Source organism: Streptomyces sp. NPDC048473 (genome assembly GCF_043200155.1).
Taxonomy (GTDB): Bacteria; Actinomycetota; Actinomycetes; order Streptomycetales; family Streptomycetaceae; genus Streptomyces.
Map to the genome: position 1 here is coordinate 452,612 of NZ_JBICXE010000002.1, position 15,386 is coordinate 467,997.

Annotated in this window: 14 protein-coding genes; 3 read left to right on the top strand and 11 right to left on the bottom strand. The window is 68.5% G+C overall.

Annotated elements, in window-relative coordinates; genetic code table 11:
* Positions 1-3: 3 nt before the first annotated feature.
* Genes nuoK through ACGFU7_RS05510 form a run of 11 tightly spaced genes read right to left on the bottom strand, consistent with a single transcriptional unit; the run spans position 4 to position 10,796 of the window.
* Complete coding sequence (gene nuoK, locus ACGFU7_RS05460) at positions 4-303, bottom strand: NADH-quinone oxidoreductase subunit NuoK (protein ID WP_093543641.1); 300 nt, start codon at positions 301-303, stop codon at positions 4-6.
* Positions 300-1,127: an NADH-quinone oxidoreductase subunit J gene (locus tag ACGFU7_RS05465; RefSeq protein ID WP_393692521.1), complete on the bottom strand. Its 828-nt coding sequence runs from the start codon at positions 1,125-1,127 to the stop codon at positions 300-302. The genes nuoK and ACGFU7_RS05465 overlap by 4 nt, the downstream gene beginning before the upstream one ends.
* Complete coding sequence (nuoI, locus tag ACGFU7_RS05470; RefSeq protein WP_393692523.1) at positions 1,124-1,753, bottom strand: NADH-quinone oxidoreductase subunit NuoI; 630 nt, start codon at positions 1,751-1,753, stop codon at positions 1,124-1,126. Before nuoI ends, ACGFU7_RS05465 begins: the two co-directional genes overlap by 4 nt.
* Positions 1,746-3,149, bottom strand: coding sequence for an NADH-quinone oxidoreductase subunit NuoH (gene nuoH, locus ACGFU7_RS05475; RefSeq protein ID WP_393692525.1), 1,404 nt, complete (start codon positions 3,147-3,149; stop codon positions 1,746-1,748). The genes nuoI and nuoH overlap by 8 nt, the downstream gene beginning before the upstream one ends.
* Positions 3,146-5,653: an NADH-quinone oxidoreductase subunit G gene (locus tag ACGFU7_RS05480; RefSeq protein ID WP_393692527.1), complete on the bottom strand. Its 2,508-nt coding sequence runs from the start codon at positions 5,651-5,653 to the stop codon at positions 3,146-3,148. The genes nuoH and ACGFU7_RS05480 overlap by 4 nt, the downstream gene beginning before the upstream one ends.
* Positions 5,650-7,023: an NADH-quinone oxidoreductase subunit NuoF gene (gene nuoF / locus ACGFU7_RS05485; RefSeq protein WP_393692529.1), complete on the bottom strand. Its 1,374-nt coding sequence runs from the start codon at positions 7,021-7,023 to the stop codon at positions 5,650-5,652. The genes ACGFU7_RS05480 and nuoF overlap by 4 nt, the downstream gene beginning before the upstream one ends.
* Positions 7,020-7,790: an NADH-quinone oxidoreductase subunit NuoE gene (gene nuoE / locus ACGFU7_RS05490; protein WP_393692882.1), complete on the bottom strand. Its 771-nt coding sequence runs from the start codon at positions 7,788-7,790 to the stop codon at positions 7,020-7,022. Before nuoE ends, nuoF begins: the two co-directional genes overlap by 4 nt.
* Before the next feature lie 29 nt (positions 7,791-7,819).
* Complete coding sequence (locus ACGFU7_RS05495; RefSeq protein ID WP_393692531.1) at positions 7,820-9,142, bottom strand: NADH-quinone oxidoreductase subunit D; 1,323 nt, start codon at positions 9,140-9,142, stop codon at positions 7,820-7,822.
* Entirely contained in the window at positions 9,142-9,867 is a 726-nt protein-coding gene (locus ACGFU7_RS05500) for an NADH-quinone oxidoreductase subunit C (RefSeq protein WP_393692533.1), read from the bottom strand. The genes ACGFU7_RS05495 and ACGFU7_RS05500 overlap by 1 nt, the downstream gene beginning before the upstream one ends.
* Positions 9,864-10,418: an NADH-quinone oxidoreductase subunit B family protein gene (locus ACGFU7_RS05505; protein WP_030975705.1), complete on the bottom strand. Its 555-nt coding sequence runs from the start codon at positions 10,416-10,418 to the stop codon at positions 9,864-9,866. Before ACGFU7_RS05505 ends, ACGFU7_RS05500 begins: the two co-directional genes overlap by 4 nt.
* Before the next feature lie 18 nt (positions 10,419-10,436).
* Positions 10,437-10,796, bottom strand: a complete 360-nt coding sequence (locus ACGFU7_RS05510; protein ID WP_003992243.1) for an NADH-quinone oxidoreductase subunit A — start codon at positions 10,794-10,796, stop codon at positions 10,437-10,439.
* A gap of 761 nt (positions 10,797-11,557) precedes the next feature.
* On the opposite strand from ACGFU7_RS05510, the gene ACGFU7_RS05515 reads away from it, so the two are divergent.
* From ACGFU7_RS05515 to ACGFU7_RS05525, 3 genes are all read left to right on the top strand, one after another.
* Positions 11,558-12,376 (top strand): C40 family peptidase, encoded by an 819-nt coding sequence (locus ACGFU7_RS05515; RefSeq protein WP_393692535.1) that lies wholly within the window; start codon positions 11,558-11,560, stop codon positions 12,374-12,376.
* Between the two features lie 266 nt (positions 12,377-12,642).
* Positions 12,643-13,863, top strand: a complete 1,221-nt coding sequence (locus ACGFU7_RS05520; protein WP_393692537.1) for an MFS transporter — start codon at positions 12,643-12,645, stop codon at positions 13,861-13,863.
* 114 nt (positions 13,864-13,977) lie between these two features.
* Positions 13,978-15,336 carry an acyltransferase gene (locus ACGFU7_RS05525; protein WP_393692539.1) on the top strand — a complete coding sequence of 453 codons (1,359 nt, stop codon included), beginning with the start codon at positions 13,978-13,980 and terminating at the stop codon, positions 15,334-15,336.
* Positions 15,337-15,386: the final 50 nt, after the last annotated feature.

The following is a 15,386-nucleotide window of genomic DNA, read 5'->3' on the forward strand; positions in this document are numbered from 1 at the left end:
CCCTTACAGCTTCATCAGGCTGGCGTCGTCGACCGAGGCCGAGTGGCGGGAACGGAACACCGACACGATGATCGCGAGACCGACCACGACCTCGGCGGCGGCGACGACCATCGTGAAGAAGGCGATGATCTGCCCGTCGAGATTGCCGTGCATCCGGGAGAAGGTCACGAACGCGAGGTTGCAGGCGTTGAGCATCAGCTCCACGCACATGAACACCACGATCGCGTTCCGCCGGATCAGCACCCCGGCCGCACCGATCGTGAACAACAGGGCGGCGAGATAGAGGTAGTTGACCGGATTCATTTGGCGACCTCCTCTCCATCGTTGTCACGGCCGAGCCGCTCCTCGGAGCGCTGCTCCAGCGCCTTGAGCTGGTCCAGCGACTCGTTCGACACATCGCGGATCTGACCGCGGTTGCGCAGCGTCTGCATGACGGTGAGCTCGGACGGTGTGCCGTCCGGGAGCAGACCCGGGATGTCCACGGCGTTGTGCCGGGCGTAGACACCGGGGGCGGGCAGCGGCGGCACCTGCTTGCCGCGTACGCGCTCCTCGGACATCTCCCGCTGGGTCTTGGCCCGTTCGGTGCGCTCCCGGTGGGTGAGCACCATCGCGCCGACCGTCGCCGTGATCAGCAGGGCGCCGGTGATCTCGAAGGCGAAGACGTACTTGGTGAAGATGAGGCTGGCCAGCCCCTCGACGTTTCCGCCGTGCTCGGCGTTGGCGGTGCCGAGCCCGTTGAAGCTGTTCAGCGAGGCGTTGCCGATGCCCGCGATCAGCAGGACGCCGAAGCCGATCCCGCAGCCCGCGGCCAGCCAGCGCTGGCCCTTGAGGGTCTCCTTCAGCGAGTCGGCCGCCGTGACACCGACGAGCATGACCACGAAGAGGAACAGCATCATGATCGCGCCGGTGTAGACGATGATCTGGACGACGCCCAGGAAGTAGGCGCCGTTGGCGAGGTAGAACACCGCCAGGACGATCATGGTCCCGGCGAGGCTCAGCGCACTGTGCACGGCCTTCTTCATCAGTACGGTGGACAGCGCGCCGATCACGGCGACAGTCCCGAGCACCCAGAACTGGAAGGCCTCACCGGTCGAGGTCTGGGAGGCCGCCGCGGCCAGGCCGGTCATGCGTCCACCTCCTGCGCCGAGCCGTTGTTCCCGCTGTCGCCGTCCGACGGCTTCTCGCCCTTGGAGAGGGCGACCTGACGCTCCGTACCGGGCGCGGCCTCGGTGACAAGACCCCGGTAGTAGTCCTGATCGTCCATCCCGGGGTAGATCGCGTGCGGGCTGTCGACCATGCCCTCCTCCAGGCCCGCGAGCAGCTCGCCCTTGGTGTAGATGAGGCTTTCGCGGGTGGTGTTGGCGAGCTCGAACTCATTGGTCATCGTCAGCGCCCGGGTCGGGCACGCCTCGATGCACAGTCCGCAGAGAATGCAGCGCGCGTAGTTGATCTGGTAGACGCGGCCGTAGCGCTCACCCGGGGAGTAGCGCTCCTCGTCGGTGTTGTCCGCGCCCTCCACATAGATCGCGTCCGCCGGACAGGCCCAGGCGCACAGCTCGCAGCCGATGCACTTCTCCAGACCGTCCGGGTGACGGTTGAGCTGATGCCGGCCGTGGAAGCGCGGCGCCGTCACCTTCTGCGTTTCCGGATACTGCTCGGTCAGCCGCTTCTTGAACATGGCCTTGAAGGTCACGCCGAAGCCGGCGACGGGGTTCTGGAACTTCTCCCCCGAGGGTTCTGATGACTCAGACACCGTCAGCCTCCTTTCCGTCACTCGGACTGTCGTCACTCTCAGTATCCGACCCGCCACTGACAACGAGCTCCCGCTCGCTGTGCGGCCTGCGGCGCGGCACCGGCGGCAGGGTCTGTCCGGGCAGCGGCGGCACCGGGAATCCGCCCGCCATCGGGTCGAACGCCGGCTCCGGTCCCGCTTCCGCCTCGGCGGCCCGGCCCTTCTTGTCGCGGAAGATGTCGGCGACGAAGGAGATCAGCAGGATCGCGATCACGGCCCCGGCCACGTACAGCACGATCCTCGAGAAGTCGTACCCCTCGTTGCGCAGCGCCCGCACCGTCGCGACCAGCATCAGCCAGACCACGGAGACCGGGATCAGGACCTTCCAGCCGAGCTTCATCAGCTGGTCGTAGCGGACCCGGGGCAGCGTGCCGCGCAGCCAGATGAAGAAGAACAGCAGCAGCTGGACCTTGAGGACGAACCAGAGCATCGGCCACCAGCCGTGGTTCGCTCCCTCCCAGAAGGTGCTGATCGGCCACGGGGCCCGCCAGCCGCCCAGGAACAGGGTCGTGGAGACCGCGGAGACGGTGACCATGTTGACGTACTCGGCGAGCATGAACATCGCGAACTTGATCGACGAGTACTCGGTGTTGAAGCCGCCGACCAGGTCGCCCTCGGACTCCGGCATGTCGAACGGGGCCCGGTTGGTCTCGCCGACCATCGTGATGATGTAGATGATGAAGGAGACCGGCAGCAGGAGGATGAACCAGCGGTCCTGCTGCGCCTCCACGATCTTCGAGGTCGACATCGACCCGGAGTAGAGGAAGACCGAGGCGAACGCGGCGCCCATCGCGATTTCGTAACTGATCATCTGTGCGCACGAGCGCAGACCGCCGAGGAGCGGGTACGTCGATCCGGACGACCAGCCCGCCAGCACGATGCCGTAGATCCCGACCGAGGCCACCGCGAGGATGTAGAGCATCGCGATCGGCAGGTCGGTGAGCTGCATCGCCGTACGGTGCCCGAAGATCGAGACCTCGTTGTCGGACGGGCCGAACGGGATCACCGCGATCGCCATGAACGCCGGTACGGCGGCGACGATCGGCGCCAGCACGTACACGACCTTGTCGGCGCGCTTGACGACGAGGTCTTCCTTCAGCATCAGTTTGATGCCGTCGGCGAGCGACTGGAGCATGCCCCAGGGGCCGTGCCGGTTGGGGCCGATGCGCAGCTGCATCCAGGCGACGACCTTGCGCTCCCACACGATGGAGAAGAGCACGGTCACCATCAGGAACGCGAAGCAGAACACCGCCTTGATGACGACGAGCCACCACGGGTCGGTGCCGAACATCGACAGATCCTCGGCGGCGAGTACGGCACCGTGCGGTGCCGCGGCCAGTTGAGCGAAGGCAGTCACGCCCCCACCTCCGGTGTGACGTCGGGAGTGCCCGGTGCGGCGGGGCCGATCCGGACCAGACCGCCGGGCTGGGCGCCGGTGTCGGCCGGGATACCCCGCCCGACGGAGTTCAGCGGCACCCAGACCACCCGGTCCGGCATGTCGGTGACCTTCAACGGGAGTTCGACGCTGCCCGCCGGGCCGGTGACGGCCAGCAGATCGCCGTCCTTCACGCCCGTCTCGGCCGCGGTGACGGCGGAGAGCCGGGCGACCGAGGCGTGCCGGGTGCCGGCCAGTGCGTCGTCGCCCTCCTGGAGCCGGCCCAGGTCGAGCAGCATCCGGTGGCCCGCGAGGACCGCCTCGCCGTCGCCGGGCCTGGGCAGCGGCCGCGCCGGCTCGTTCGGGTCGGTGGCGTGCGTACCGGCCCAGCCACCGAGCCGGTCCAGCTCACGGCGTACGGACTTCAGATCAGGCAGCGCCAGATGCACGTCCAGCGCATCGGCCAGCATGTGCAGCACCCGGGCGTCGGTCGGCGCGAGTGTCCGCGTCATCTGCTCGGGCTTCAGCGCCGCCTCGAACATGCGCGCCCTGCCCTCCCAGTTGAGGAAAGTGCCGGGCTTCTCGGCCACCGCGGCGACCGGGAAGACCACATCGGCCCGCTCCGTCACCTCGCTGGGCCGCAGCTCCAGCGAGACCAGGAAGCCGACCTGGTCCAGAGCCTCCAGAGCCCGTGCCGGGTTCGGCAGGTCCACGGCCTCGACCCCGGCGACGACCAGTGCGCCCAGTTCGCCGGTGGCCGCGGCCTCCACGATCTGGCCGGTGTCGCGGCCGAAGCGGGGCGGGAGTTCGGCGACGCCCCAGACGGCCGCCACCTCGTCCCTGGCCCGCGGGTCGGTCGCCGGACGGCCGCCGGGCAGCAGCGACGGAAGCGCGCCCGCCTCCACCGCACCGCGCTCGCCGGCCCGGCGCGGAATCCACACCAGCGTGGCCCCGGTCGCGGTCGCGGCCCGTGCCGCGGCGGTCAGCCCGCCCGGCACGGCCGCCAGCCGCTCGCCGACCACGATCACGGCGCCCCCGCCGCGCAGCGCCTCGGCCGCCACGGCCCCGTCGCCGTCGAGTCCGACACCGCCCGCGATCGCGTCCAGCCACTCGGTCTCGGTGCCGGGGGCCGCGGGAAGCAGCGTGCCGCCCGCCTTGGTGAGGCCGCGCGTGGCGTGCGAGGCGACGGCGAACGTGCGCTGTCCGTGCTTACGGTTCGCCTTGCGCAGCCGAAGGAAGACGCCGGGCGCCTCCTCCTCGGACTCGAACCCGACCAGCAGCACGGTCGGGGCCTTCTCCAGCGAGGTGTACGTGACACCCGTGCCGTCCAGGTCCCGGCCGCGCCCGGCCACGCGGGCGGCCAGGAAGTCGGCCTCCTCGCTGCTGTGCACCCGGGCCCGGAAGTCGACGTCGTTCGTGTCCAGCGCGATCCGGGCGAACTTGCTGTACGCGTACGCGTCCTCGACGGTCAGCCGGCCGCCCGTGAGGACACCCGTCCTGCCGCGTGCGGCCAGGAGACCGGCAGCCGCGGCGGCCAGCGCCTCGGGCCAGCTCGCCGGTTCCAGGACACCGTCCGCGTTGCGTACCAGCGGAGTGGTGAGCCGGTCCCGCGCCTGCGCGTAACGGAAACCGAAGCGGCCCTTGTCGCAGACCCACTCCTCATTGACCTCGGGATCGTTGGCGGCGAGCCGCCGCATGACCTTGCCGCGCCGGTGGTCGGTACGGGTCGCGCAGCCGCCCGCGCAGTGCTCGCACACCGACGGCGACGACACCAGGTCGAAGGGCCGGGAGCGGAACCGGTACGCCGCCGAGGTCAGCGCCCCGACCGGGCAGATCTGGATGGTGTTCCCGGAGAAGTACGACTCGAACGGGTCGCCCTCGCCCGTACCGACCTGCTGCAGCGCACCGCGCTCCAGCAGCTCGATCATCGGGTCGCCCGCCACCTGGTTGGAGAACCGGGTGCAGCGCGCGCAGAGCACACACCGCTCACGGTCCAGCAGCACCTGGGTGGAGATCGGGACGGGCTTCTCGAACGTGCGCTTCTTGCCGTCGAAACGGGAGTCGGCGCCGCCGTGCGACATCGCCTGGTTCTGCAGCGGGCACTCACCGCCCTTGTCGCAGACCGGGCAGTCCAGCGGGTGGTTGATGAGCAGCAGCTCCATCACACCCTTCTGCGCCTTCTCGGCGACGGGCGAGGTGAGCTGCGACCTCACCACCATGCCGTCGGTGCAGGTGATGGTGCAGGACGCCATCGGCTTGCGCTGGCCCTCGACCTCGACGATGCACTGGCGGCAGGCGCCGACCGGGTCGAGGAGCGGGTGGTCGCAGAAGCGCGGGATCTCGATGCCGAGGAGTTCGGCGGCCCGGATGACCAGGGTGCCCTTGGGCACGCTGATCTCGATGCCGTCGATCGTCAGCGTGACGAGGTCCTCGGGCGGAAGGGCCGCCTCGCCGCCCCCGGAGGGCGCACTCGTGGTGACTGTCATGCGTTCACCCCCTGGTGAGCGTTCTTGTCGTCGGCCCAGGCGGTCGACCTGGCGGGATCGAAGGGGCAGCCCCTGCCCGTGATGTGCTGCTCGTACTCCTCGCGGAAGTACTTCAGCGAGGAGAAGATCGGCGAGGCGGCGCCGTCGCCGAGGGCGCAGAAGGACTTGCCGTTGATGTTGTCGGCGATGTCGTTCAGCTTGTCGAGGTCGGCCATCTGTCCCTTGCCCGCCTCGATGTCGCGGAGCAACTGGACCAGCCAGTAGGTGCCTTCGCGGCACGGTGTGCACTTTCCGCAGGACTCATGGGCGTAGAACTCGGTCCAGCGGGTGACGGCCCGCACGACGCAGGTCGTCTCGTCGAAGCACTGGAGCGCCTTGGTGCCGAGCATGGAACCGGCGGCGCCGACGCCCTCGTAGTCGAGCGGCACATCGAGGTGCTCGTCGGTGAACATCGGGGTCGAGGAGCCGCCCGGGGTCCAGAACTTCAGCCGGTGCCCTGCGCGCATGCCCCCGCTCATGTCGAGCAGCTGGCGCAGCGTGATGCCGAGCGGGGCCTCGTACTGGCCGGGGCTCGCGACATGCCCGCTGAGCGAATACAGCGTGAAGCCCGGGGACTTCTCGCTGCCCATCGACTTGAACCAGTCCTTGCCCCGGTTCAGGATCGCGGGAACCGAGGCGATGGACTCGACGTTGTTCACCACAGTGGGGCAGGCGTACAGACCGGCGACCGCGGGGAAGGGGGGTCGCAGCCGGGGCTGGCCGCGTCGCCCTTCGAGCGAGTCGAGCAGTGCGGTCTCCTCACCGCAGATGTACGCGCCCGCGCCCGCGTGCACGGTGAGTTCCAGGTCGAGCCCCGAGCCCAGGATGTTCGTCCCGAGGAAGCCCGCCTCGTACGCCTCGCGCACGGCCTCGTGCAACCGCCGCAGTACGGGGACGACTTCACCGCGCACATAGATGAACGCATGCGAAGAACGGATCGCGTAGCAGGCGATCACGATGCCCTCGATGAGGCTGTGCGGGTTGGCGAAGAGGAGCGGGATGTCCTTGCAGGTCCCGGGCTCCGACTCGTCGGCGTTGACCACAAGATAGTGCGGTTTGCCGTCTCCCTGCGGGATGAACTGCCACTTCATCCCGGTGGGGAAGCCCGCGCCGCCGCGGCCGCGCAGACCGGAGTCCTTGACGTACGCGATGAGGTCGTCCGGCGACATGGCGAGGGCCTTGCGCAGACCCTCGTACCCCTCGTGACGCCGGTAGGTCTCCAGGGTCCAGGATTCCGGCTGGTCCCAGAAGGCGGAGAGGACGGGGGTGAGCAGCTTCTCGGGGCTGCCCCCGCTGCCGTTGTCGTTGATTTCGGTTGCCAACGTCATCACTCTCCCTCCTCGCGTGTCGGGCCGGCCGGGTGGTCCGGGTCCTGCGGGGCATCGGCGTGCCCGGATTCGCTGCGCGGGGCGACGACGCGCGGGTGCGGCTCCTCGCCCCTGGCGAGCCGGAGGCCGATCAGCGAGGCGGGGCCCGCGCCGCCGGACGCCTCGACGGCGCCGGGGCGCTCGTCGGGGAAGCCGGCCAGAATCCGGGACGTCTCCTTGTAAGAGCAGAGCGGCGCGCCACGGGTGGGTTCGACGGTGCGCCCGGCGATCAGGTCGTCGACCAGGCGGGTCGCGCTCTCGGGCGTCTGGTTGTCGAAGAACTCCCAGTTGACCATCACCACGGGAGCGAAGTCGCAGGCCGCGTTGCACTCGATGTGTTCGAGGGTGACCTTGCCGTCCTCGGTTGTCATATCGGGCCCGTCGTTGCCGACGCCGAGGTGCTCCTTGAGCCGGTCGAAGATGGCGTCGCCGCCCATCACCGCGCACAGCGTGTTGGTGCAGACACCGACCTGGTAATCACCGCTCGGCTTGCGCCGGTACATCGTGTAGAAGGTGGCGACCGCGGTGACCTCGGCGGTGGTGAGGCCGAGCAGCTCGGCACAGAACGCCATGCCCGTACGGGAGACGTAGCCCTCCTCGGACTGCACCAGGTGCAGCAGCGGAAGCAGCGCGGAACGGCTGCCGGGGTAGCGGGCGATCACCTCCTTCGCGTCCGCTTCGAGCCTGGCGCGCACCTCGGCCGGGTAGGCGGGGGCGGGGAGCTGCGGCATCCCCAGACTGACTTCCTGACGTGCTTCGGTCACCGGTCGACGCCTCCCATCACGGGGTCGATGGATGCGACGGCGACGATGACGTCGGCGACCTGGCCGCCCTCGCACATCGCCGCCATGGCCTGCAGATTGGTGAAGGACGGGTCGCGGAAGTGGACCCGGTAGGGGCGGGTGCCGCCGTCCGAGACGACATGGACGCCGAGCTCGCCCTTGGGCGACTCGACCGCCGTGTACGTCTGTCCGGCCGGGACGCGGAAGCCCTCGGTCACCAGCTTGAAGTGGTGGATCAGGGCCTCCATGGAGGTGCCCATGATCTTCTTGATGTGGTCGAGCGAGTTGCCGAGCCCGTCCGGGCCGAGCGCGAGCTGCGCCGGCCAGGCGATCTTCTTGTCGGCGACCATCACCGGTCCGGGGGCGAGCCGGTCGATGCACTGCTCGATGATCCGCAGCGACTGGCGCATCTCCTCCAGCCGGATGAGGAAGCGGCCGTAGGCGTCGCAGCTGTCGGCGGTGGGGACATCGAACTCGTAGTTCTCGTATCCGCAGTAGGGGTCCGTCTTGCGCAGGTCGTGCGGGAGTCCGGCGGAGCGCAGGATCGGGCCGGTGGCGCCGAGTGCCATGCAGCCGGTCAGGTCGAGATAGCCGACGTCCTGCATACGGGCCTTGAAGATCGGGTTGCCGGTGGCGAGCTTGTCGTACTCCGGCAGGTTCTTCTTCATGGTCTTCACGAACTCGCGGAGCTGGTCGATCGCGCCGGGCGGCAGATCCTGGGCGAGTCCGCCGGGCCGGATGAACGCGTGGTTCATCCGCAGGCCGGTGATCAGCTCGAAGAGATCGAGAACGAGTTCACGATCGCGGAAGCCGTAGATCATGATCGTGGTGGCGCCGAGCTCCATGCCGCCGGTGGCGATGCACACCAGGTGCGAGGAGATCCGGTTGAGCTCCATCAGGAGCACGCGCAGGATGGTGGCCCGGTCGGGGATCTGGTCCTCGATACCGAGGAGCTTCTCGACGCCCAGGCAGTACGCCGCCTCGTTGAAGAACGGCGTCAGATAATCCATGCGCGTCACGAAGGTGGTGCCCTGGGTCCAGTTCCGGAATTCGAGGTTCTTCTCGATGCCGGTGTGGAGGTAGCCGATGCCGCAGCGGGCCTCGGTGACGGTCTCGCCGTCGATCTCCAGGATCAGCCGCAGCACCCCGTGCGTGGACGGGTGCTGGGGGCCCATGTTGACGATGATGCGCTCGTCGTCGGACTTGACCGCGGACTCGACGACCTCGTCCCAGTCGCCGCCGGTGACTGTATATACAGTCCCCTCGGTCGTCGCGCGAGGCGTTGCGTGGGGAGTAGTCATCAGGAGTACGACCTCCGCTGGTCCGGAGCCGGGATCTGGGCGCCCTTGTACTCGACGGCGATGCCGCCGAGCGGATAGTCCTTGCGCTGCGGGAAGCCCTGCCAGTCGTCCGGCATCATGATCCGGGTGAGGGCGGGGTGCCCGTCGAAGATGAGCCCGAAGAAGTCGTAGGTCTCGCGCTCGTGCCAGTCGTTGGTCGGGTAGACCGCGACGAGGGACGGAATGTGCGGATCGCTGTCCGGGGCCGACACCTCCAGGCGGATCAGCCGGCCGTGCGTGATCGAGCGCAGGTGGTAGACGGCGTGCAGCTCACGGCCCTTGTCACCGAGGAAGTGGACGCCGCTCACCCCCGTACAGAGCTCGAAGCGCAGCGCCGGGTCGTCGCGCAGGGTCTGTGCGACCCGGACGAGATGTTCGCGGGCGACGTGGAAGGTGAGTTCGCCGCGGTCGACGACCGTCTTCTCGATGGCGTTGGCGGGAAGCAGGTCCTGTTCCTCCAGGGCCCCTTCGAGCTCGTCGGCCACTTCGTCGAACCAGCCGCCGTACGGGCGGGACGTGGCGCCCGGCAGCGTCACCGTGCGCACGAGGCCGCCGTAGCCGGAGGTGTCGCCGCCGTTGTCGGCGCCGAACATGCCCTTGCGCACGCCGATGACCTCGCCGGTCTCGTCGCGCGGTGCGGGCACGCCGTTGTTGTTCTGCTCGTCGTGGTTCCGGTTCTCACTCACCGCAGGAGCCCCTTCATCTCGATCAGGGGCAGTGCCTTGAGTGCCGCGTCCTCCGCCTCGCGGGCGGCCTCCTCCGCGTTGACCCCGAGCTTGGAGCTCTGGATCTTCTGGTGGAGCTTGAGGATCGCGTCCATCAGCATCTCGGGCCGCGGCGGGCAGCCCGGCAAGTAGATATCAACCGGGACAATGTGATCAACACCCTGAACAATGGCGTAATTGTTGAACATCCCGCCCGATGATGCGCAAACCCCCATGGAGATAACCCACTTGGGGTTCGGCATCTGGTCGTAGACCTGCCGCAGGACGGGCGCCATCTTCTGGCTGACCCGCCCTGCCACGATCATCAGATCCGCCTGCCGCGGCGATCCGCGGAAGACCTCCATCCCGAAACGGGCCAGGTCGTAGCGCCCGGCTCCGGTCGTCATCATCTCGATGGCGCAGCAGGCGAGGCCGAAGGTGGCGGGGAAGACGGAGGACTTCCGTACCCAGCCGGCGGCCTGCTCGACAGTGGTCAGCACGAAGCCGCTGGGCAGCTTCTCTTCGAGTCCCATGGTGTGCCCCTCAGCCCCTCAGTCCCATTCCAGGCCGCCGCGACGCCATACATACGCATAGGCGACGAAGACGGTGAGCACGAAGAGCAGCATCTCCACGAGCCCGAAGATCCCCAGGGCGTCGAAGGTGACCGCCCAGGGATAGAGGAAGACGATCTCGATGTCGAAGACGATGAAGAGCATCGCCGTCAGGTAGTACTTGATGGGGAAGCGGCCGCCTCCGGCTGGAGTGGGGGTGGGTTCGATACCGCACTCGTACGCTTCGAGCTTTGCTCGGTTGTATCGCTTCGGGCCGATAAGCGTGGCCATGACCACGGAGAAGATCGCAAACCCTGCCCCGAGGGCGCCGAGCACGAGGATGGGCGCGTAGGCATTCACGCTCCTCGCTCCTTCCAGTCGTCCTTGACCGTTGGACCGCATCGGGCGATTCGGCTCGCCACCCCACCAAGATCGTGCACATGTGAGGCAGTTCACAAGCCCGACTGCCCCGCATCCTATGCCCGCCATCCTGTGATCTGCGACACGGGGTACGACAACGAGTTTGTGATCTCCACCACCCGGCGAAGGGTGGCGAAGCCGCCTGAGCGGTGATCTTCGTACGCAAAGCGGCCGAGTGATCACGAGACGTGACATCCGATGCCGTCTGCGCTGGTCAAGAAGGTGTTGCACTAACAATCAGATACCCGCTCAGGCAAATTGGCAATGGACGGCCTGAGAGTGATAAGGGGGTCTGCCCCACTCTGGGCTCACCCGCGCGAGGGGTCCCCGGGGAGCGAAGTGGACGTGTGCGCGCATTCACGATCTTCCGGATCAATGGACGGCCGCCCGGGATCCGACGGCACCTCGGACGCCGGGCGCGCCCACACCCCGCACACAGCGGCCCCGCTGTGACCTGCGTCACTCCATCCAGGCTTCAACAAAAGCGGGCTTGGCCATCGGTGTGAACGGATGGTAAGTGACGGGCAATTCGGGCGTATTGCTGAAAGTCCGTGATCACAGCGGTGATCGAGCATGCCCGGTTTGCCCGTTACGGCGTCAATAAGGGCCGCCAGAAAGCGGATTCACAGATTCCGGACGTAACTGTGTCGCAACACACGTTTCTTGATGGGAGCCCCGGGGCCCTGATAGCGCTAGTACTCATGTCCCTCACCGCTCACATACCCAGCCACCGGAAGCCCCGCCGAAACGCGCCGAAGACGGCGCTGCGGGCCGGAGTTGCCGGTGGCGTCCTCAGCACCATCGCGGTCGCAGGCGCTGCCGGTCCGGCCCAGGCCGAGCCGGTGACCCAGACCATCGAGATGCCCACCATCACCGCCGGGCTCTCCACCGCCGTCGCCGCGTCCGCTCAGGCCACGCAGCAGGTCGCCCAGGACCTGCAGACGCAGGCCCAGGAGGACGCCGCAGCCGCCACCGCGGCCAAGACCGCCAAGAAGGCCAAGGCCGAGGCGGTCCGCAAGGCAGAGGCCAAGAAGAAGGCGGAGGCGGCCGCCAAGGCCAAGGCGGAGGCCGCCGAGCGCGCCTCCCGCTCCGCCGCCCGTACGACACTCAGCGCGACCTCCGGCTCCTCCGCCGGCTCGGCCTCCTTCTCCTCGTCGAGCGCCACCGGCTCCGCAGCGGCCGTCATCGCCTTCGCGCAGGCCCAGGTCGGCGACGCGTACGTGCCCGGTGGCACCGGCCCCAACTCGTGGGACTGCTCCGGCCTCGTCCAGGCCGCGTTCCGTTCGATCAACGTCGACCTGCCGCGCGTCTCGCAGTCCCAGTCCACCGTCGGCACCCAGGTCTCCCTGAGCAACCTCCAGCCGGGCGACATCCTGTACTGGGGCAGCGCGGGCAGCGCGTACCACGTCGGGATCTACGTGGGCGGCGGCGAGTTCGTCGGTGCGCAGAACTCCAGCACCGGTGTGGTGCAGCGCCCGCTGTCCTACGACCCGCCGTCGGGCGCGGTCCGCGTTCTCTGATTCGGCGGAACCTCTGGGTTCACGGATTCACAAGCGCCTTCGCGGCGCGCGGCGAAGGGCCGTCACTCCCCCGCTCGGGAGCGACGGCCCTTCGCCGTTTCCGGTCGCCGTCTCCGTTGCCTCTCCCTGTCGCCTCTTCCAGCGGAAACGCGACATCACCCCTGGCCGGCAACGTTGACGTCGCGAACCTGCCGGACACCGTCCACCGACGCTTGTGAACTGGGGCGAACAGCCCTCGCATCGCCGAGCACAGGACGGCACCCGCCATGACCACCACCGCGGCCACCACCCCCTCCGAACGCATCGCCCTCCCTCCCCGCACCCCCTTGCGCGGCCGGCTCGCCGTCGTCTCCGTCATGCTGGGCATCTTCTCGATCGTCACCACCGAGATCCTGCCCATCGGCCTGCTCACATCGATCGGGTCCGACTTCGCCGTCTCGGACGGCGCGGCGGGCCTGATGATGACCATGCCCGGACTCCTCGCGGCGGTCTCCGCCCCCTTGGTCACCGTGGCGACGGCGCGTGTCGACCGACGCCTGATGCTCTGCGCCTTCATGCTCCTGCTGGCCCTGGCCGACTTCCTCACCGCCGCCGCGACCGACTACCGCCTCGTCCTGGTCTCCCGGGTGATGGTCGGGGGCACCATCGGCGGCTTCTGGTCCATCGGGGCCGGACTGGCCGGCCGACTGGTCCGCCCGGCGTCGGTCGGCCGAGCGACAGCGGTGATCTTCTCGGCCGTCCCGCTGGGCTCCGTGCTCGGCGTCCCCGCCGGTACATTCATCGGCGGCCTGGCCGGCTGGCGGACGGCGTTCGTGGTCATGGGGGTGCTGAGCGTGGGCGTACTGGCCCTGATGCTCCTGGTGGTTCCGGCCCTGCCGCCGGCACAGGTCACCCGCGCGAGCCTGCTGCGCACCGTTCTCAACCGGCCCGGCACCCGGTTCGCCCTGCTCATCACCTTCCTCATCGTTCTGTCCCACTTCGCGACGTACACCTATGTCACCCCCTTCCTGGAACGGGTCACACACGCCGGTCCGGCGCTGATCACGGTGTTCCTGCTGGTCTACGGCGCCGCCGGGATCATCGGCAACTTCGTCGGCAGCGCACTCGTGACGCGCCGCCCGCGCGCCGCGGTCTCCCTCGCCGCGGGACTGATCGCCGCCGCGACCGCGCTGCTCCCGGTCCTGGGCAGGTGGGAGGCCGGAGCCGTCGCGCTGCTGGTCGTCTGGGGTGTCGCCTACGGTGCGGTGCCGGTCTGCTCGCAGACCTGGTTCGCCAAGGCCGCGCCCGACGCGCCCGAAGCGGCGTCCGTCCTGTTCACCGCGTCCTTCCAGGCGACCTTCGCCATCGGCGCCCTGGCGGGCGGAGCCGTGCTCGACCACCTGTCCGTGTCGGCGGTCATGCCGCTCGGCGGCACGGTCGCGGCTCTCGTGGTGGTCGTGGCGGGGCCATGCTCCGGGCGCCTCGGCGTCCGAGCGCGGCGAGGGTGAACCACACCGGGGCCCGGTGGGGAGAACCCCACCATGGCACGCAGTGCTGGCACCCCAATGAATTCGGGGGGCCGCTTCACTGTCCGTATCGCCTGCTGACTGCACGATGATTGCATGCAGCAAACGCACACTCATTCGCCCGGTCGCGGTCGCGATCCTTTCATAGACGTCATCAGAGCACTATGCGTGCTGGCCGTGATTTCCCAGCACTGGCTCATGCCCGTACTGGCCTATGAGAATGGGCATTTGAGCACCGGGAATGCTCTCGCAAGTCCCGGCTGGTGGATTGTCACATGGCTGACGCAGGTCATGCCGATGGTGTTCTTCGCCGGCGGGGCCGCGAATTTCTTCTCGTTCCGATCGGCGAAATCGGTGCGCACCTGGCTCCGGGGCCGAATTGCGCGTCTCCTGGTGCCGGTCATACCCCTGGCAGCCGTGTGGCTGCTGCTGCCCCACGCGTTGATCGGCGCGGGGGTGCCTCAGCAACCGGTGCTGATGGCGGGCAGGATAGCCGGGCAGCTGCTCTGGTTCCTCGCCGTCTACGTGCTCGTGATCGCGCTCACGCCGGTGATGTTCAGGTGGTACCGCCGGTACGGATGGCGTGTGATCGGCGTACTCGCCGTCTGTGCCCTGGTCATCGATGTGCTGCGCTTCGAGGTCAGCCCCGCGATCGGTTTCCTGAACGCCCTGTTCGTCTGGCCGGCAGCCCACCAGTTCGGCTTCCACTACGCCGACGGTGGCCTGCGCATGCGGAGCAGGTGGACATCGGCGGGTCTGGCCGCTGTCGGCTTCGGACTCACCGCGGCCGCTGTGTTCTTCGGGCCCTACCCGGCATCCATGATCGGAATGCCCGGGGCCCCGGTCTCCAACATGAGCCCTCCGACCGCGGTGATGATGACGCTGACGATCGGCCAGCTCGGACTCTGGCTGACACTCAAGCCGGCCATGACGCGGTTCGCCGAACGTCCACTGGCCACCGCCTTCCTGCAATGGTGCGGAACCCGCTTCATGACCCTGTACCTCTGGCACATGCCCGCGCTCGTGATGACGGCGGGAATCGCAATGGTCGGACTCGGCTTCGCGACACCGACGCCCGGTAGCCCGATGTGGTTCGCGGTGGCACCACTGTGGGTCGGCGTTTCGGGAATCTCCCTGATGTGCTTCACCAGAATTTTCGGCCGGTTCGAAATCCGTCGCCGTTCCGGTGCGGCGTCGGATATGAGCCTCGGCAAAGTCGTTCTCGCGGCCGTGCTTTCCGCCGGCGGCCTCCTCGGACTTGCCGCGCAGGGGTTCATTTCCCCCGGAAACCCGCTCGGTCCGGTGCTCTGGGTACTGCTGGTGCTGGCAGGGCTGCTCGTCGTACGGGAGAAGAACGCCCCGAAGGCCGTTGTCGCGCAAGGCTCTCCCACCGTGCCCGTTCAGCCGGCCGTGCGCCATGAAGGTGCCCGGATTCTCTCCCGGCAAGGCAGCTGATGAGGGCCTCGCACCCTGCGTGCGGGTCGGGGCGCCTCAGCGTCCGGGGA